Consider the following 19,422-nt stretch of genomic DNA (forward strand, 5'->3'; position numbering starts at 1 on the left):
CACTCCATATCTAATGTTTATTCATTTATTTTAAATTATTGTCTATATTTTGTATGTGATAATAAGGATTGTCTTCTTCATTGAGAGATAGCTACTAACTATCGTTCCTACAAAAAACTTACGAGGAATTGCGGATTTCATGGCTATTTGGGCTACGATGGCTTCGTCAAATGTGCCACTTAGCCCTAGAATAAGTAAGTTACCTGCGGCTACTGTACCTATTCTTCCTTTTCGTCCAGCATAATGAAAAGTAACTTTTTTGCTTTGATGGTAAGCTCACAGTGACAGCTCTAATTGCTCAAACGTTTATTCTTGCGGTGGTCTTATTCTTTTTTTCGCTTCCTTCATTCTATAATTCTGTAAATTTTGCTGTAAATTCACCACTTACAGGAGGGGAATTAAGGATAGGGATAGAACTACAATGATGGGTAACAGAACCATAAGAGCTGCAATATGGCTTTTGGTCTATTCAGGCTGACTAGATGAGGGGTGACAGGATGACCGTTGAAATCGCAGGAGTTCGAGGCTATGAGTACCAGTATCTCGTTTCTGCTTATGTGGCGCTGAAGCTGCTGGATCAAGAAAATGTTGGCATCTATATCGAATGTGCGGATGGTGAAGATTCGCGTATTACCTTTCAGGCCGCGGGCAATCCTTATATTTTGGACGTGCAAGTGAAGGATCGCTCTGATCAAATTGATTTGGCGGAGTTTTCGAGTTGGATTAGCCATTTTGACAAGCATAGCCGAGATATGAACTTACTGGAGAAATTAAAGCAGGACGCCAATCGCTTTGTATTATTTGTAACTAATGCCCGCTGCCAGGACGACGTGAGCCTCTTTGTAGATTCCAATGAGGTTTATCTGCCGTTAACGGCAGGGATGGGCAACGACTTATTGGATCGGGTCAAAACAAATGTGTTGGCTCACTACACAGATGCAACTCCTACTGGGCAGGGACGTCGGCGTTTTTTGCAGCAGTTTTTTAGAAATAACTCAAAAATTCAGCTTAGGAAGATTTTAAAAAAGAACCGCGTCTGGGAGTCTATGGACTGGGATACTGTTTATGAACGGCTAGCACGGTTGCTTAATAGAAAATACGCCGTTCCGCAAAGCCAAACAAATGACGTCATTAGTAAGCTGGATGAGCTAGTTCGGCAAGGACGCGATTCCGGGCAATCCATCACGGAGGATGTTGTTAGACTGCTTGCTGCTTACAACGGCGATCGAGTATTCCCCTATGATGAGAAGCTCGTACCGCGCGCCGAAATGTCCGTCTGCAGTGAAGTTTTAGAAGCATCCCATGTGCTGTTGTTGACTGGGGTATCCTTCTGTGGCAAAACGTATTTGGCGAAGGAGATTGCCCAACGTTATCAGGAGTCTGGCTTTAGAGTGAAAATAACAAGTGAGCTAGATGGGGATAGCGGTGCGCTCGCTTTTTTGCGGCATGTGAGCCATGAGGAACGATTGCTCGTATTGGAGGACCCGTTTGGCTCCATGACCACTTATCCACAAAAGGCAGAGCTTGTCTCTAAAGTCGAACGGCTGCTGGAAGCCTGCGGTCCACATCGCAAACTAATCGTGACAACACGCAGCGATATTTTGCTTCATACTTTACGTCGGGACTCAATTGCGGAATGCCGAATTAAGGCACATTTATGGCATGATTTGACGGCTAATGAGGCTGCGCTCGGAGAGCAGATCTGGATGCGCTATTATGGTGTGTCGACTTCTTCTGCGGCATTGTTTCTACGCCTGCGGGACTGGCTGGAGCGTAATGAACATACAAGCGTCTTGCAACCAGGACAAATTGTGCATCTTTATTATGCGCAGCCTGATCTGGGTGTGCTTGAGCAATGGGCGGAGTCAGTAATCGTTAATGAAGCACGGATCGACTCTAATCGATTAGCACGGCAAATTGACGAGCAGGGGCAGTACAGCAAACGTGTGTTTATAGCGCTTGGTTTAAGCTGCAACACCTATCGAGCGGCCAAACTTTACGATTTAGCGTTTCTCTTAAGTGAATCTACGGAGGAGCCCGCACTTAGTTCCCAGTCTGAAGAGTCGGTTGCCTATCATATGGGGGGTAAAGTTGCGGAGACACCGCCATATCCAGCCTACCAGTCAACGTATGAGATTACGGTCAACGATAGAGAAGCGCTTCGAGATTTACGCGACCGTGGTTATATCAAAGTTGATTCGTTTTATAAAACGATTGTGTTTACCCATCCGATTTACTACCACGCGAGCAAAATATTACTCCAAACGAATCTGGAGGACGTTTTTGCCGACAAGGATAGCAACTTCCGCATGTTAGGTCGAAGTCTGGCTTCACCATCTAAAGACGGAAACCTATGTGCGCTTATGATGGCAGAGTGGCAGTATGCCGAGACACAAGATGCTATGCTTAAACAGCGAGTCAAGGTATTACTGTTAAGAAGTCTACATTCGTTGTTTCCGTCTGTGAAGGATCGGGTCATTATGTATTTCAATAGTCGGCTGAATGAGTTGGACGATCAGGAGCAGAAGGCGTTTGTGCGTGCTGCAAAAGTTCAAAACACGATGAACGACAATGACATTTTGTGGCATAAGGGCGAACCGTATTTTAATACAGCAACGGAGCGTCGGTTCAGTTTCTACTGGCTGGAATGGGATGAGGACAGATATGCAGCAAGTCTGCAAAAATTGGCGGCAAGCGAGCCGCTTAGTGCTGAAGAAATACAGTATATGCTAGCAGTTCGCGTTGTTGACAAAATGGAACCCGCGGATCTGCTACACATTATTCGGCTAGCGCTAGCTTGTGATGAAAGCTTTATTCGAGCGAAAGCGGTAGAACGCCTGTTTCAACAGTTCGCTTATACGTTCGAGAATATTACAAGCTACTTGGAGCCACAAGAACATCCGGAGTATATTTATAAGCTGTTTCGCGGTGCTTTGTCCAGTTGGAGCTGCTATTCTCAGCAAGCCAAATCGGACATTTTAAACTATTTTAGGAACTCACTTACAATCATGTCTGTTGCGCTGCGCTCCAAACGTTTTTTAGAATATTTCGAGGATCAGTATTCGAGGGATGGACTAGCCTGGGATAAGCTCTCAGTCGAGGAGACCTGCGAACTATGGCTTGTTTGGTACGATGTGTTTATTGCGTTGCTGAACCATTTTCCATCTAAATTTATGAAGATGAATGAAGCGCATATGGTGAACGCAGCCAGAAAGTCTCTGGCCTATGTTGATGATTTGGCGCGGATTGTCCAATTGGCAAGCTCTTGGCATCGTTGGCTGCATCATTATAGCGAGCATCATCTACCGGAGGATTATGGCATGAGTGTTGCGGATTACTTGCTGAAAGGAACAGGACAAGCTGCTGAAGTTAGAGTGGAGCTGCTCCGAGAACTGCTGGAGGTTCGGCAAACTAGTTTGCTCACGGTTACGATTGGTAAATTGATAGACCACTGGCCCTTGTTGTCAAGTATCGAACGAGCAAGGCTAATAGAAGTTTTGCAATCGGAACGAGAAGATGCTCGCTGGTTGCGTGGAGTTGCACTGAATCGCCGCGCTGTTCCTGATGAAGTGCAAATTGCGATTTTGAGCGAGGTCTTATTTGAACAAGAGATTGGCGTTATAGTGGATCGGTTGTTGGCAAAGGGACTGCTGGAATGCTGCCTCAACGTCCAATGCGGTTACCCGCAGCCGTTATGGTGGAATGGCTATCATGGTCATAACGAAAAGTTATGGAATCGTGTTATCGTGGAGGTATTGGGGCGACCACAAGAGGGACGCTGCTTCGATATCGCATTGCGGGAATTTATAGATGCCCTTTACAATCATGATATTCCCCGATTTGAAGACAGTATGGCAGTGTATACGAGGATGGTCGCTAATCCCGCTCAACGACAGGCGTTGTTTAGTCAGTTGCTGACGGTTACAGCAACAAACAACCAAAGTAATAAACAAATGTGGGATTTGCTGCTTGCCCATAGCTCAGAGGAGGAGCGACAGCAATTTTTCACATTTATCGCAGAGAATATTGAAGCTGTGCAATACCAGTGTGATGATAGAGAGGATTTGTTAGAGCTATTTGAAAGTGATGTTGTATTGGGCCAGTTGTGCTCTAGAATGAGCATCGACCATGAAGTCGTAGAGACTTGCTTGAAGTATATGAATTATGCTGAGCAGCAAGCAAAAGCCTCTCTTGCCGACGCTGAGAAGCATGGACAACGGCTCGACAATTTTAAAACACTTATTACCTTGGTATATGAGCATAATCCGCCGAGAATGACGTTAACAAACAAGATAGTTGGCAACACGCTGCGCAAATTGCGTATTACCGATGACGAAATTGGTCGGTTGCTTGAAGCTAATCGACATCAGCTTATCGAGTCGGGCTCCGAGCAAGCGCGATCGTTTGAAGATCATTACGAGTTGGAGCATTGGGTGCTGTGAAGGCGCAACGGCTGTTGTAGGAAGCGATAAGCTTACATTATACGAATAGCATAATATTGCAGATTAGCGGCGGACAACGCAAATTAAGCAGATAACACAGCACAAGAACAATGGTAGCTTATCGCTAGTGCCCCATCTTAAAAGTAGTTGGTAAAACGTAATAAAACCTCCCTTTAGAAGCTATTAAATTTAGTTTGCTTCTAAGGGGAGGGCTGGCGAAGCAGTTGGTCGAGATAACCGTCTGACGGTCCACTGCCTGGCGCTTCTAAAGAGAACCAGGAACTCACGCCGGCCGGGCCTAACGGGAAGCCTAGCTTCATCCGGAAGAACTCCAATTTTTACGCCTGCAGATCCGTTGCTTATTCGCTGCAGATCCAGTCAGTCTCCCCCTCTTATAATGGGCAAAAGGCTTGTCCTTTGCATGCTGCGCCGTGCTGCATAGGACAAGCCTTTTTGTAAATCTACTAGGTATGATCGGAATTATTAAAATCGCTAGGCGTTTTATAGTCGCAGTCAAGTCGCTCAAATCCGCTGTCCCAGGTCAGGACAGGGAGTTCATATTGTCGGCTCAGTACAGCCAGCTGAATATCCACGATATCTAAATTGTTCGTGGCATATTCCCGTACCGCCGTTTTCATAATAGTGCTGGACTCTACCCCATCTACTTCAAGCAGCCCAAGTATCAGCCGGGATATTTCTGCTCTTTCGACTTTGTAGTAACTATGCAGCACATAAACCATCTCCGCAACCACTGTATCTGGAATCTCTAAGACCAGTTGACCATGGGTTACCTTCTCTGCAATTTTCCGGGTTTCTTCTACCATTACTTTTACCTGTTCCTTACCTTCCGACAGTTCAATATCCTTGTCTCCAACCAGCAAGCGAATTGCGATATTTGTATCGCCTAACATTTTCTTCATCATTACTTTTTTTCCTCCTACTTTTCCTGACGCGCCAAATCATCAGCGATCAGCTCCTTTCGGAATTGATCTCTAAGATCTTTAACATCAACTACGGGTTTATTGGGTGTAAAGCTGCCAAAGACATCAAGCAAAGACTTACTACTCTTGACCACTCTTAATACCACATCATCTCCTACCAGAGTGAACTGAATTTTGTCATTCTCTTCTATTTTCAATGTATTACGTACTTCTTTGGGTATAATAACCATTCCTTTTCCTGTTACCTTCCCTGATTCACCAATTAATCTACCTATTCTCATGTTATTAAATTCTCCCTTGTGTAGCGCGGGAAACCTTATCCTTAGTATCTTTGTTTGTTTCATAGCGCGCGTTATTTTAATAGATTCTTCAGCAGGCGCGTAAGTAGATGAAATTGCCTTGTTCCTTCCCATATAAAGCACCAAATCAACAATTGAAATTTTTCTTGTATCTATTGCAATCACACCTGGTTACCCTCTTTGGGTCTTACTTTAATCCAGCAACGAACTCTCTAATTTTATTAAATATATGTTACGGTCTATGGTTACCTTCATGGAATCACCCCCTTACAATTTATACTGTTATCATAGCATAAAAAGACCATTTTGTCAAACTAAACACAAAAGTAATAACTTATATAAAAAGTATAACTTTTATGTTTTTGTAACCAAACGCTCTTATAGTATACAATTTTATTGTTTTAGTCTAATACTTTATTTCTTTTAACACTAACACTTTATTTCTCAGTCAAATGCTTTACTTTCTTTTTAAATATAATAATTAATTTTAACACCTCACCTTAATATCCATTCCAAAAAAATAAAGCCGTCCTGAAATTTCAGGACGACCCATTATGTCTGCGTTGTTGTACCAATTTTTATTGTCAGATCACTTCATAACTTTAATGTTCACTTCAAAACTTTAATGTCTTCTTCATAACTCTAATGTCAACTTCATAACTATATTGTTTCTAAACAACTGAACAAGAATTCTTATCAAACCCTCTATTACTCCACCGTAACGCTCTTCGCCAGGTTACGTGGTTTATCCACATCGTGGCCCAGAGCCAGCGAAGCGTAGTAAGCCAGCAATTGCAGCGTTACTACGGACAAAGCAGATGTCAGCAGCGGCAGGGTCTTAGGAATCACGAATGCCTGATCTACCGATCTCAGCAGGTCGGTTACATGCTCTTCATGAGTGATTGCCAGCACGTCTGCGCCGCGGGCTTTCACTTCTTTGATGTTGCTGACGGTTTTCTCCAGAACGGATTCCTGGGTGGCCAAGGCAATGACTGGAACGCCTTCTTCGATCAGTGCCAGGGTACCATGCTTCAGTTCACCCGCAGCATAAGCTTCGGAGTGAATGTAGGAGATTTCTTTCAGCTTCAGCGAGCCTTCCTGAGCTACCGCATAGTCTACGCCGCGGCCGATGAAGAACAGGTGTTTGTGCTCGGAGATTTGCTCAGCATAGGTTTTGATGGCTTCTTTCTGTGCCAGAATTTCTTCCACTTGCTCAGGCAGTGACTGCATAGCCGCGAGAATCTCGGCAACCTGTGCTTCGCTTTGTGTTTCGCGTACTTCAGCCAGATACAGACCAAACAAAGTGAACGCGATAATCTGCGAAGTATATGCCTTAGTGGACGCTACAGCGATTTCCGGTCCAGCCAGTGTCACAAGCACGTCATTGGCTTCACGGGCGATGGAGCTGCCCACAACGTTGGTGATTGCGAGTACATGCGCACCGTTTGCTTGACCTTCACGCAAAGCAGCCAGTGTATCAGCAGTCTCACCGGATTGGCTGACAACGATGACCAGTGTTTCCGGTGTTACGATTGGTGAGCGGTAACGGTATTCCGAAGCGATATCGTTCTCAACTGGGATACGAACCAGGGATTCAATCAAGCTGCGTCCAACCAGACCCGCATTGTAGGCTGTACCGCAAGCCACGATCTGGATGTTGCGGATATTCTTGATTTGCTCAACGGTCAGGTTCAGCTCCGGCAGAATAACCTTGTTGCCTTCCGCATTCATACGGCCGCGCATAGTATCGCGGTAAGCCTTAGGCTGCTCGTGAATTTCTTTCAGCATGAAATGCTCATAACCGCCTTTTTCTGCGGTAACTGCATCCCAATCGACAGTAATCATTTCCCGAGAAATAAAGTTGCCTTCAATCGTCATCAGTTCGACAGCATCCCGTGTCAATACAGCCATTTCGCCGTCGTTCAAAATATATACGTTGCGGGTGTATTCCAGCAGTGCCGGAATATCGGACCCGATAAAGTTTTCGCCTTCGCCAAGGCCGATAATCAGCGGGCTGGCTTGACGCACAGCTACTAGTTTATCCGGCTCATATTCAGTCAGAACACCCAGTGCAAACGCACCGCGCATGAAAGTGATCGCTTTTTGAACAGCTTTTACGATATCTCCTTCATATTCACGGGCGATCAGGTGGGAAATAACCTCTGTATCTGTTTCGGAAGTGAAGTGGCATCCGCCGGCAATCAGCTCTTCTTTAAGGTCCAGGTAGTTTTCGACAATCCCGTTGTGAACTACCGAGAACTTCTGGCTTTCATCGGTGTGAGGATGGGAGTTCTCATCAGAAGGTTTACCATGAGTCGCCCAGCGGGTGTGCCCGATTCCGGCACTTCCTGTCAGCGGAGTGGTTTCAAGTCTCGACTCCAGGTTTGCCATACGGCCCTGAGCCTTCACGACCTGCAGTCCTTCCTTGGTAAATACGGCAATACCTGCCGAATCATAACCACGGTACTCCAGCTTCTTCAATCCTTCAACCAAGATCCCCTGCGAATTCTGATTACCAATATATCCTACAATACCACACATTATATTTTCCTCCGTCCATTTTATCGTAATGTGGGCGGCATAAGGAAAGAAACGTGCCGTGCGGCATGTTACTTGAGAAAAAGCAAATATTCTGTTGTAGTCATAAGTCCAACAAAATAAACCTGTCACCTGCTAGGTGTTCATGAAATGCACAGTCTTCTCCTCTGCCGCAGCAGACCTCTGTTTACTTTCCAGATAGCGCATACCCATGAAATAACATTTCTAATTTGCACCCATAGTCGCGTTGTAAGAGTGGTCGCCCGCTCATTTTCCGCTTCCATTTACGGCTCTGGTGCATCACCGGGAGGTCCCCGCCGAACATTTCGAACGCCTCCACCTCGTCAGCTTACATCTGCCGTGATCCGTTCAAGCCTTGCCCTGATTGGCATCTTGCAGGCTTTCCCTTCTCCCCCGCGCAAGATCAAGCTCTGGCGCTTGCTATTGCTGTAACCTTACTATCCCCGCTTTCCTTCTGGAATGACACTTAATCATTATATGCACCTTACATCACTTTGGCAATGCTATAACTCGTGAAACCTTTTGGAACACTTCAAGAAACTGGGTATATTGATCAGGAAGCCGGTGAATAAATCTGTCGATTGCATCCACCGGCTGCCAGTATAAATAACAAATTAGACCAATTCGCGCTGTACTACATCAACAATCTGACCGACAAAAAGATCCAGTTCAGCCTTATCCGGTCCTTCCGCCATTACACGGATCAGCGGTTCGGTTCCAGAAGGACGTACCAGCACACGGCCATTATCGCCAAGCTTGCCTTCCACCTCATTTATCGCCGCTTCAATTGCCGGATTGTTAGGGTAGTTGGTCTTATCCTGCACACGTACATTCACAAGCACCTGCGGATATTTGGTCATCATTGATTTCAGCGCACTTAGCTTCTTCCCTGAGGCCTTCATCGTATCCACCAGCTGAATCGCTGTGAGGATGCCGTCTCCGGTTGTATTATAATCGAGGAAAATGACATGCCCGGACTGCTCTCCGCCCAGGTTGTATCCTCCGCGGCGCATTTCTTCCATCACATAACGGTCGCCGACAGCTGTCTTGGCTGTATTCAGCGATAATTTCTCAGTCGCTTTGTAGAAACCGATGTTGCTCATTACTGTAGAGACAATAGTTCCATCCTTCAGCTTACCTGCACGGTTCATGGCATCTCCGCAGATGCAAAGGATAAAGTCACCGTCAACCTCGTCGCCCTTCTCGTCGATGGCAATTAGACGGTCGGCATCGCCGTCAAAGGCAAGTCCTAAATCCGCACCTTGGCGCAGTACTTCCTCACGCAAGGTTTCAGGGTGGGTGGAACCGAAGCCATCATTAATGTTTAGCCCGTCAGGCTCTGCTCCAATGGCAATGACCTCGGCGCCAAGCTCTCTGAATAGCCGCGGGGCCAGCTCATACGCTGCACCGTGTGCGCAATCAAGCACCACTTTGATTCCTTTGAAGCTTTGGGAAATGGTTGTCTTCAAATATTCCAGATAAAGATATTTAGCATCGTTATCTACCGTAACTGTACCTAAACCAGATCCAACAGGACGGGGCAGCTCATCCTGCTCCGCATCCATCAGTTCTTCAATCCGCAGTTCCGTCTCGTCAGTCAGCTTGAAGCCGTCACCGCCAAAAAATTTAATGCCGTTATCCTCCACGGGATTATGCGACGCAGAAATCATGACGCCCGCATCGGCCTTAAGCAATCTTGCAATATATGCAACAGCAGGTGTACTCACTACACCCAGACGTATAACATGGGCCCCAATGGACAACAGGCCGGCTACAAGCGCCGATTCCAGCAATGGACCGGAAATCCGTGTATCCATCCCTATGACTACCTTAGGCTTCTCTACGTTACCCGCAAGCACATACCCTCCGCAGCGGCCAATACTGTAGGCCATTTCTGCTGTTAATTCCCGGTTTGCAACTCCGCGTACACCATCTGTTCCGAAATACTTACCCATCTTTATTTCTCCTTTGATTACGCTGCTTCAGCTTAATGAATTATTGTATGAAAGTTTAATTATTCCGTGTACCGAAATACATCTAAATAGACGTATTCCTGTTTAAAAAGTTACGTTCCGCCTGTGCTTCCGGCATTATTGCTATTCCCGTTGCCAGTGGGGGTACTGCTGCTCTCTGCCGTGCTTTCAGTCGGGGTTGGTGTGGCCGTGGCTGCACTATCCCCGTTGTTAGAGGGGGAGGGCTCGGCAGTAATTTCTTCACCGGCAGCAGGCTCAGAACTTGGCTCCGGGGTGACTGCCGTCTCGGTATCCGGTGCCTCCGAACTTTCTGGCGTTGAAGGTACTTGCAGATCCACTGTTGCTGTAAGCGGCTGGGCGGAATTCACCAGCGCTATAAACCTTGGCAGTGAGACCTGAAGGGGTACCTGATGAATGCCTGCGGCATAACCGCCGACATCCGCGACCACACTGATATTGTCCTTATCTAGTTGATCCAGCAGGGTAGGTGCCCCGGATACAGTCAATGATACAGTTTTGCTGGATGGATCTGTCATCAGGGCTGTAAGTCCGTTGGCCACCCCTTCCAGCTTTATGGGAACCGCCTCAATCGTCCGCTGGGCAATTTCTGCGGTCGTCACCGACACCTTCACCGTTCCCGGATCGACCTTCGTGGCTCCCTCAGGAGGCTTAAGCTCCAGTGGCAGCTGCTGTGTACCCGCAGAAGTGATAGAACTTAAATCCAGGGTCACCTCATAGGAGGACAGCCCTGCCAGCACCTCCTTGTTCCCAAACACATTCACCGCATCGACCTCAGGAGTTACCCTGGATACGACGAGGGAGCCGGGAAGCTGACCGCTGAAGCTGATATCTAGCGGCAAGCTTTTGAAAGGCAGGGTGATCGGCAGTTCCACAGATACGGAAGCAGGCTCAATCACTGCATCTTCTATTTCCTTGCCGCTGCTGTCATAGGCATACAACTTTAGTTTTTTCTCTTTGAAGGTTTCACTTTCGCCATCCAGCTCGATGATCCCCTGCACCTTAGCCACCCTGCTCAGCTCACTGTCAGCCAGCGTAACCTCAGCCGTCTCCGGCTGAATCACCGGGGTGCCGACCTGATAGCCCGCCGCCGGCTCGCCCTTCGTACTTATTGTGACCGGAAATGACTTTGTAGTCCGCAGTTCCACATGCACGTTCACTTGTTTAGGCTCCATGGATTCATACATCACCCCGCTGGGCAGCGAATAATTTAGCGGCAGCGTTGTATCCCCCGGCTGTAATCCGCTTAAATCCACCGAAACCTTATAGGCATCCGACAACTTAAAGTTAAGGTCGGATCTTTTGCCCCGAACCTCCAGCCTTACGCTGTCAACGTCCATGGTGTAGATATACTTTTCGTCATCAAATCCGCTTCTCGCTATCTTAACATTCTCAATGATTTTCGATTCAGTATTAACCGTAGTCTGGTTCGTAGGCTCCGTATCCACATGTACAATGGTCCATAAAATAACACCGAAGACAAGCGCAAGAATTTTGTTGAAGTTATTGTTCTTCATCCACTTATCCATTGCTCTTGCCCCCTCTCCGTTTCCAGAAAGCAGAACTTTTCTCCTTCAGCGGGGAAGTCGCACTAAGCTCCTGGTGCAGCTTCGAGATGAGCGATTCTTCCTTAATGTCCCTCACAATTTGCCCGTTAATCGCCAGCGAAATTTGCCCGGTTTCTTCAGAGACCACAACAGACACAGAATCCGCGACTTCGCTGATCCCAATGGCCGCCCGGTGGCGTGTCCCCAGCTCCTTGCTGATGAACGGATTCTCCGACAACGGCAAATAACAGGCAGCGGCGGCGATTTGACCATCCTGCATAATTAGCGCACCGTCATGCAGCGGGGTGTTGGGAATGAAAATATTGATCAGCAGCTCAGAGCTGACAACAGAACGCATCGGAATGCCGGATTCAGTAAATTCATTAAGTCCAGTCGCCCTTTCGAAGACAATTAAGGCCCCTATCTTTCGCTGGGATAAATAATTCATGGCTTTAATGACTTCGCCGATTAATTTACTGACTTCCTCATCATTCTCCGCGGTTCGTCCAAAAAATTTGCCCCGTCCAAGCTGCTCCAGTCCCCTTCGCAGTTCAGGCTGAAAGATAATAAAGATCGCAAAGATCCCAAAGGTATAAATCTGATTCATCAGCCATTTCAAGGTATACAAATCCAGCAGGGTGCTCAGCGCCCAAATAATGACCAGCACCAATATCCCCTTCAGGAGTTGAACCGCCCGCGTTCCGCGAACCATATTGAGCACTTTATAAATAATATAACTGACAATCAGGATATCGATTATATCTTTAATGGACTCTTTCCATGTAAGGTCAGTAAAATAACTCATTGCCTAAAACCCCCGTCATTTCATATTAGCTGGGTTTATGTAAAATGTCTGTAAGTTCTGTATCAATATCTAGGTTATAACGTTCACGCTCAGGTTGCAAGTTTAGGTCGTTGGGGTTTTATGTTTCAGACGTTTAAAGACAACAAAAAAGCGCCATCTTTCCGGAAAAAGAGGCGCAAATGAGTTTTCTGCTAAAAGCAACCATATCTAATTAACGGTAGGCAACTTCAGAGAACATGTTCGTCACTTTATACCAGAGCCAACTTACCGCTTGGTCTATGCTTTTGACTTGCCCGGAAATATGAGCGGTTGAAGCCTTGTACAGAGTGCCGTCGATCACAGTCACATTGCCGTTTACTTCCCCATATACTTGAGTTTTACCGTTCTCCACCGTAAGATCGCCGGAAATGATTTTGCCGGAAGGTACGATAACCGTATCTCCTTTGATGACAACCTGATCGAGGTCGCTTCCTCTGACTACAAGCTGTCTATCCTGATTCCAAAAAGTAACGGAGCTCATCAACATCACAAAAATAAACAAGGACGCCGCAGTAAGCGCGGGATGTCGCTTGATCCAGGTGATAAAAGCTCTTTCCTTCTTGGATTTCGGTAATGAATTCATAATCCGGCCTACAAGATCCTCCGAGGCTACAGGGTTCTGGTGCATCAGCGAGAACATCAGCATATCGGTCTGTTCCAATTCTTTGAACTTCGCACGGCAATCCGGACAGGATAGAAGATGCTCCTTCAATTCCCTCTGCTGCAGTTCGGGCAAGTCGTCATCCAGGTAGTCGTGCATCATAGAGACGGCCAGTTTGCATTCCATAGGAGCCAATCCTTTCATGAGTGCTATTTAATTATTTCAAAACAAAGAGACAGGGCGCATAAGACTTGCTTAACTTACATACGTCGCTCCCTGAAGGACGTTTCATAAAAATAAATCTATTTTTACATTTTAGGGCCTAATTTTTTACGTAAAAATTCACGTCCGCGGTGAACCCGTGTCTTGATCGTCGTTACGGGCATATCCAGCACATCACTGATCTCCTGAAGCGACAAATCCTGCAAATAACGCAGAATCATCACGGACCTGTATTTGACGGGCAAACTGTCGATAGCCTCATAAATCAGCGACTGTGTCTCAGAGAGCAAAAGCTCTGTCTCCGGTGTCACATTGTCGCTGGGGATCATCGAATAGCCGTCAATACCTTCCTGATCATTCATCTCGGCATCCAGCGAATACGTTGGTTTGCGCTTGCGCAGCCTATCAATGCAGAGGTTCGTGCCAATCCGGTAAATCCAGGTTGAGAACTTCTGCTTATCATCATAACGGTCCAAATTTCGATACACACGCAAAAAAGTCTCCTGAACGATATCCTCCGCTTCATGGCGGTTGTTCAGCATCCGGTAAGCCAGATGATATATCTTGTCTTTATATAGTTCCACAAGCTCGGCAAATGCCCTTTGGTCGCCTTTCAAGGCGAGCTTTGTCAATCTGCCTTCCAAATTCTCCACCTGTTAACTCCCCCAGACTTGCCGCCCTTGGTATTTCATCTCTTGAATGTCCACGGTACAAGCATTTAAATCGTAATTCATGTTCCGGCAAAAATCAAGGATTGTATTGTTACCTATAGGTATATTGGGCAAAATCCACGCATTGTGAGCGGTGATTAATCGCAGCTGCGGGAAACATTTGGACTTCCGGTCGCTGTTATTGTCAGATTCCCTGATTTGAACCGCTGGCAGCGGTAGGAATCCGACAATAAAGGCGAACGCTACCGCTCCTCCAGTTCCAAATTTCCTCTTCGCTGCTCCATCACCGGCATTGGCATGCCATATGATTCAGCCCAAATTACATTTCAGCAACAAATGCTGAGAGTCATGGGGCTGGAAGCTGCTCAGTAACGGCACCTTCAGCTAATGTAAAGTAACAAGATCCGGTTCCCTTGCCGGGTCATTAAGGCCGGCTACATAGAAACACAAAAACCCGTCGGCCTCCATACCAGAGGCGGACGGGTTTGAAGAAAGCGGCTTTGCCGGCTTCAAAAAATCAACAACTTAGAGAGAACATCATGAATATTAACTACAGTAAATCAATTTCAAAAATTCACTTTTTGAAGATCAAAAATTGCAAACCATCAAGTCAGATCAGAGTATCAGCCCGTGTTCCGCAGACCGGCGGCAATACCATTGATCGTGAGCAGCACCTCACGCAGCAGCTCGGCGTCATCGCCTTCAACCTCGCGAAGAGCTCTCAGCTCGGACAACAACTGCACCTGCAGGTAGCTGAGTGGGTCAACGTATGGATTGCGCAGCCGGATAGATTCCTGGATCACAGGAACGTTATCCAAAATATCCTGCTGGCCGGTGATTTTGAGAATGAGTTCTGAGGTCAGCTTGAATTCGGCTTCGATCTGGCCGAATATCCGCTGACGCGCTTCCTCATTCTTACCCATGCTTGCGTATTCCTTGGCGATAATCAGATCGGCCTTGGCAATAGCCATTTGCAGGGTGTCAATGAGCGTAGTAAAGAAGGAGAAATTCTCATACATATGCTGCATGATCTTCAGGTTCTCTTCCTTATCCTCATAGAAGCTCTGCAGCCCTGTTCCAGCGGCGTACCAGGCCGGGAGCAGATAACGGCTCTGCGTCCACGCAAACACCCATGGAATGGCGCGCAGATCCTCAAAACGGTCACTATTCTTACGCTTCGAAGGACGGGAACCGATATTGAGTTCTCCAACCTCAGGCAGCGGTGTTGATTCTTTGAAATAAGCAAAGAAATCCGGATCACGGAAGATCAGATCCTGATATTTATTAAGCGAAACTTCGGAAATCCGGGCCACAATCTCTTCCCACTTGCTTTCGTACAGATCAGCCTCAGGCATTCTGGCATTAATAGCTGCCGTCACAAGCGCCGAGGTTGCCTGCTCCAAGCTGCGGTAAGCAATACCTTGCATCGAATACCGGGAAGAAATAACCTCTCCCTGTTCCGTAATCTTGATGCCACCGCCAATGGTTGAGGCCGGTTGAGCAAGAATACTGCGGTTCAGCGGCATCCCGCCGCGTCCGAGCGCACCACCACGTCCGTGGAAGAATTTCAGCTTAATCCCGAATTCCTCTGCAGTAGCCGTAATTTGCTTCAATGCAACGCGCAATTCCCAGTTCGCGGTAACTACCCCGCCGTCTTTGTTGCTGTCCGAATAGCCAAGCATAATTTCCTGCACATCGCTCATCGCACTAACGGCATCACGGTAGATCGGCATACTAAGCAGTGTATGCATAATTTGTGGCGCATCATGTAAATCATCAATGGTCTCAAACAGCGGCACTGCCTGCAGTGTACATACGACAGTTCCATCATTATCTTTACGGAACAAGCCGACTTCCTTCGCGAACACCATAACCTCTAAGATGTCGCTCGCTGCTTCAGCCATACTGATCAAATAACTGGTGATGCACTGCTTGCCGTATTCCTCCTGCGCAGTGAAGATCGTGCGGTACACCGCAAGACATTCCTCTGTGCTCTCACTGTAAGTCTGGTAAGGTGAAGTCAGCGGACGCGGATCATTCAGCAAATTCTCCAGAATTTGAATTTTTTCATTTTCTTCTAATTTAGCGTAATCCTGCGTGATGTTCATTTTGGCCAAAATTTCTGTCATCGCATTTTCATGCTCCTGACTGTGCTGGCGAACATCCAGTGTAGCCGTGTGGAAGCCAAACAGCTCCACCTGGCGGATCAGCTTCTTAATGTAGGTATCCGCTACATAATCCGCATAGTGATGACGCAGACTGCGGTCTATCACGTTCAAATCATCTATAAATCGTTCTGGTGAGGAGTAGCGCTCAGGCGTACCCTTTTTCTCATCATCCAGCACGTTCTGTATCTTGGAGATCATGTAACTGAGTTTAATCCGGTAAGGCTCGTTGTCATTGCGCCAGGCATCAACCCGGTTAAGATTGATAATGTTGCGGTCCTGTTCAATGGAATCCACCAGTTCCTGCGTCACCTCGACGATGCTTGTACTAAAGCTCAGGTACTGCATGAGTTCGCGCATGATACGCTGGTATTCCCGGATCGCCAGCTTGCGCTGCAAGCGCAGCGTCTGCAGCGTAACTGCAGCAGTCACCGAAGGATTGCCGTCGCGGTCCCCGCCGATCCATGAGCCAAAACGCAGATACGTCGGTACATGCCAGTTCTGGCCTGGATAGTATTTGCTCAGACATCGCTCAAGCTCTTGGTACACATCCGGCAATACTTGAAAAATCGTCTCATGGAAATAATACATTCCATTACGCACTTCATCGAGTACCGTAGGCTTGCGGTCACGCAGCTCATCGGTCTGCCACAACGTGATGACCTCGTTCAGCAGCTTCTCGCGCAACTGTTCACGTTCCCGGAAGGTCAAGGTAGGATTATCCAATCCCATTACATCGTCGGAAATCCGTTTATGAATATCAAGGATCGCCCGGCGCATAGCTTCCGTAGGGTGAGCCGTCATGACCAGCTCTAGTGAGAGGCCATTCATGATTTCATGGACATCCTCATGGGAGAAGTCACGCTCGCGTAGCTCCTGAATAGCGCTTTCTATGGACCCGGGCTGTACAGTCTCTCCGGCTGAACGTTCATAGTCGCGTTTTCGGCGAATGCGGTGATTCTGTTCGGCGATATTCACCAATTGAAAATAGATGGCGAATGCCCGTATCACCAGGTGGCGATTCTCAGGATCCAGTGAATTAATTAGCTCCTTAAATTCATTGTGCAGTTCAGGCAAAAACAATGAGCGCAGCGATTTACTGGTCTCGCGGATCTTCTCCACGATTTCCAGCAATTCGTTACCGCCTTGATGAACCAAGACTTCGCCCAGAATATTCCCCAGGAACCGTACGTCCCGCCGCAGCAGATTGTTGGAGTTGCTTTTGCTAACGGTAGTCGTAAGTTCGGTCATGCTGCTCCCCCCATCCTCTTCCGGATCAATGTTCTTAACATTGTCTATTTGAAGCTTTCCACATATCATACAATAAAACCGCCCGGAAATCTTCAACTTATTGCGCTGTAAAGCGTCGCAGTAATTACGATTATACACCAATTTGGCGTTTTATACAGTCATAAAATACTTATTATATTGGCTGACTAACAGGGTATTTATGTAAAGACAATGGCTGGCATAAATTTATATAATCTATTCATATAAAGGACCATTAAAATTGGGGGTTTTCATTTCGTGGCATTATGAGGACTTCCTGACGCCCTAGCATTCTAATAACCAGGCCCTGTTCAATCGAACAGAACGGCTTGGATTGCCTAACCTTCCAAATACCTAAACCTATCATAAAGCACGGTCAGAGAGCCTTGAGCGAGTTCTCCTGCCACATCAAGCGGATGTTAGGTCCTTCCCGTCCAAAGCGCGCATAAAACCCACTTGGGTTATGGAGAGCTTCATTATCACTCTATCATTCACTTAAGTAAACAAAAAACTCCTACCGGAGTAAGAGTTAAATGTCAGCTGGTTAGCTGAGTATCGGGATGACACGATTTGAACATGCGACCCCCTGGTCCCAAACCAGGTGCTCTACCAAGCTGAGCTACATCCCGAAACTATGGAGCGGGTGATGGGAATCGAACCCACGCTATCAGCTTGGAAGGCTGAAGTTCTACCATTGAACTACACCCGCATAGGTGTACAATCGGGATGACACGATTTGAACATGCGACCCCCTGGTCCCAAACCAGGTGCTCTACCAAGCTGAGCTACATCCCGTTAATATTAAAAATGGCGCGCCCTGAGAGATTCGAACTCCCGGCCTTTTGATTCGTAGTCAAACGCTCTATCCAGCTGAGCTAAGGGCGCAAAAATTATGGAGCGGACGACGGGAATCGAACCCGCGACCCTCGCCTTGGCAAGGCGATGCTCTACCGCTGAGCCACGTCCGCAAATAAGTGGTGCGCGTGAAGGGACTTGAACCCCCACGTCGTAAGACGCCAGATCCTAAGTCTGGTGCGTCTGCCATTCCGCCACACGCGCATAATACTAATAAAAGTGAGCCATGAAGGACTCGAACCTTCGACACCCTGATTAAAAGTCAGGTGCTCTACCAACTGAGCTAATGGCTCGCATTTGGCAGGGGATATAGGATTCGAACCTATGATGACGGAGTCAGAGTCCGTTGCCTTACCGCTTGGCGAATCCCCTATGATGGATACCTTTATAATGCCCATAATTTCTATAAATATCAAGAAGTTTATGGTGGAGGCTGAGGGGATCGAACCCCCGACCCTCTGCTTGTAAGGCAGATGCTCTCCCAGCTGAGCTAAGCCTCCATATGTATGCCTTCAAAGGGTAATGATAAGTATTGTTGGTGACCCGTATGGGATTCGAACCCATGTTACCTCCGTGAAAGGGAGGTGTCTTAACCCCTTGACCAACGGGCCATGTAAATCTGTGGAGCTCTCAACCGGATTCGAACCGGTGACCTCTTCCTTACCATGGAAGCACTCTACCTACTGAGCTATGAGAGCATGGCTCCCCGAACAGGACTCGAACCTGTGACAACTCGATTAACAGTCGAGTGCTCTACCAACTGAGCTATCAGGGAATATCCGCTTGGCGGCGTCCTACTCTCCCAGGACCCTTCGGTCCAAGTACCATCGGCGCTGGAGGGCTTAACGGTCGTGTTCGGGATGGGTACGCGTGGAACCCCTCCGCTATCGCCACCAAACGGGCATTTACAGCGTAAATGCTTCAGGAACCTTAATTCCTGAAAACTGAATCCGAAACGAAAATTGCGTCTGCCCTTCATCTCTTCGGGGCCCCCGGAAAGTATTCGGAATCGGCTT

Annotated in this window: 10 protein-coding genes, 12 tRNA genes and 1 rRNA gene; 1 reads left to right on the plus strand and 22 read right to left on the minus strand. The window is 47.3% G+C overall.

What is annotated here, in order from left to right:
* The first annotated feature begins 497 nt into the window (after nt 1-497).
* On the plus strand, nt 498-4,442 hold the full coding sequence (locus MHI45_RS14675; protein ID WP_076114186.1) for an nSTAND3 domain-containing NTPase: 3,945 nt from the start codon (nt 498-500) through the stop codon (nt 4,440-4,442).
* 464 nt (nt 4,443-4,906) lie between these two features.
* On the opposite strand, the gene MHI45_RS14680 is transcribed toward MHI45_RS14675, so the two are convergent.
* The 22 genes from MHI45_RS14680 to rrf form a co-directional block, all read right to left on the minus strand.
* Nucleotides 4,907-5,365 carry a PIN domain-containing protein gene (locus MHI45_RS14680; protein ID WP_076114185.1) on the minus strand — a complete coding sequence of 153 codons (459 nt, stop codon included), beginning with the start codon at nt 5,363-5,365 and terminating at the stop codon, nt 4,907-4,909.
* A gap of 14 nt (nt 5,366-5,379) precedes the next feature.
* The gene (locus tag MHI45_RS14685; protein ID WP_076114184.1) at nt 5,380-5,847 is read right to left on the minus strand and encodes an AbrB/MazE/SpoVT family DNA-binding domain-containing protein; all 468 of its coding nucleotides are present in this window, start codon (nt 5,845-5,847) and stop codon (nt 5,380-5,382) included.
* A 543-nt stretch (nt 5,848-6,390) separates the two neighbouring features.
* Nucleotides 6,391-8,223: a glutamine--fructose-6-phosphate transaminase (isomerizing) gene (gene glmS / locus MHI45_RS14690; protein WP_076114183.1), complete on the minus strand. Its 1,833-nt coding sequence runs from the start codon at nt 8,221-8,223 to the stop codon at nt 6,391-6,393.
* Nucleotides 8,224-8,855: 632 nt separating this feature from the next.
* Complete coding sequence (gene glmM / locus MHI45_RS14695; RefSeq protein WP_076114182.1) at nt 8,856-10,196, minus strand: phosphoglucosamine mutase; 1,341 nt, start codon at nt 10,194-10,196, stop codon at nt 8,856-8,858.
* A 110-nt stretch (nt 10,197-10,306) separates the two neighbouring features.
* Nucleotides 10,307-11,761: a CdaR family protein gene (locus MHI45_RS14700; protein WP_076114181.1), complete on the minus strand. Its 1,455-nt coding sequence runs from the start codon at nt 11,759-11,761 to the stop codon at nt 10,307-10,309.
* Nucleotides 11,754-12,584 (minus strand): diadenylate cyclase CdaA, encoded by an 831-nt coding sequence (cdaA, locus tag MHI45_RS14705; RefSeq protein WP_076114180.1) that lies wholly within the window; start codon nt 12,582-12,584, stop codon nt 11,754-11,756. The genes MHI45_RS14700 and cdaA overlap by 8 nt, the downstream gene beginning before the upstream one ends.
* A 211-nt stretch (nt 12,585-12,795) precedes the next feature.
* Complete coding sequence (locus MHI45_RS14710; protein ID WP_038596956.1) at nt 12,796-13,410, minus strand: zf-HC2 domain-containing protein; 615 nt, start codon at nt 13,408-13,410, stop codon at nt 12,796-12,798.
* Between the two features lie 122 nt (nt 13,411-13,532).
* Nucleotides 13,533-14,099, minus strand: coding sequence for an RNA polymerase sigma factor SigW (sigW, locus tag MHI45_RS14715; RefSeq protein ID WP_038596958.1), 567 nt, complete (start codon nt 14,097-14,099; stop codon nt 13,533-13,535).
* A gap of 641 nt (nt 14,100-14,740) precedes the next feature.
* Complete coding sequence (gene ppc, locus MHI45_RS14720) at nt 14,741-17,533, minus strand: phosphoenolpyruvate carboxylase (RefSeq protein WP_076114197.1); 2,793 nt, start codon at nt 17,531-17,533, stop codon at nt 14,741-14,743.
* Nucleotides 17,534-18,106: 573 nt separating this feature from the next.
* A tRNA-Pro gene (locus tag MHI45_RS14725) sits at nt 18,107-18,180 on the minus strand.
* Between the two features lie 6 nt (nt 18,181-18,186).
* A tRNA-Gly gene (locus MHI45_RS14730) sits at nt 18,187-18,260 on the minus strand.
* A 12-nt stretch (nt 18,261-18,272) separates the two neighbouring features.
* Nucleotides 18,273-18,346 (minus strand) — tRNA-Pro (locus tag MHI45_RS14735).
* Between the two features lie 13 nt (nt 18,347-18,359).
* Nucleotides 18,360-18,436, minus strand: a tRNA-Arg gene (locus tag MHI45_RS14740).
* Between the two features lie 8 nt (nt 18,437-18,444).
* A tRNA-Gly gene (locus MHI45_RS14745) sits at nt 18,445-18,519 on the minus strand.
* Nucleotides 18,520-18,526: 7 nt separating this feature from the next.
* Nucleotides 18,527-18,610 (minus strand) — tRNA-Leu (locus MHI45_RS14750).
* Nucleotides 18,611-18,626: 16 nt separating this feature from the next.
* Nucleotides 18,627-18,699, minus strand: a tRNA-Lys gene (locus MHI45_RS14755).
* Between the two features lie 5 nt (nt 18,700-18,704).
* A tRNA-Gln gene (locus tag MHI45_RS14760) sits at nt 18,705-18,778 on the minus strand.
* A 52-nt stretch (nt 18,779-18,830) separates the two neighbouring features.
* Nucleotides 18,831-18,906, minus strand: a tRNA-Val gene (locus MHI45_RS14765).
* Nucleotides 18,907-18,942: 36 nt separating this feature from the next.
* Nucleotides 18,943-19,017: transfer RNA gene (locus tag MHI45_RS14770), tRNA-Glu, on the minus strand.
* 11 nt (nt 19,018-19,028) lie between these two features.
* A tRNA-Thr gene (locus MHI45_RS14775) sits at nt 19,029-19,104 on the minus strand.
* 1 nt (nt 19,105) lies between these two features.
* Nucleotides 19,106-19,181 (minus strand) — tRNA-Asn (locus MHI45_RS14780).
* 6 nt (nt 19,182-19,187) lie between these two features.
* A 5S ribosomal RNA gene (rrf, locus tag MHI45_RS14785) occupies nt 19,188-19,304 on the minus strand.
* Between the last annotated feature and the right edge of the window lie 118 nt (nt 19,305-19,422).

Source organism: Paenibacillus sp. FSL H3-0321, from assembly GCF_038002865.1.
In the GTDB taxonomy this organism is placed as follows: domain Bacteria; phylum Bacillota; class Bacilli; order Paenibacillales; family Paenibacillaceae; genus Paenibacillus_AQ.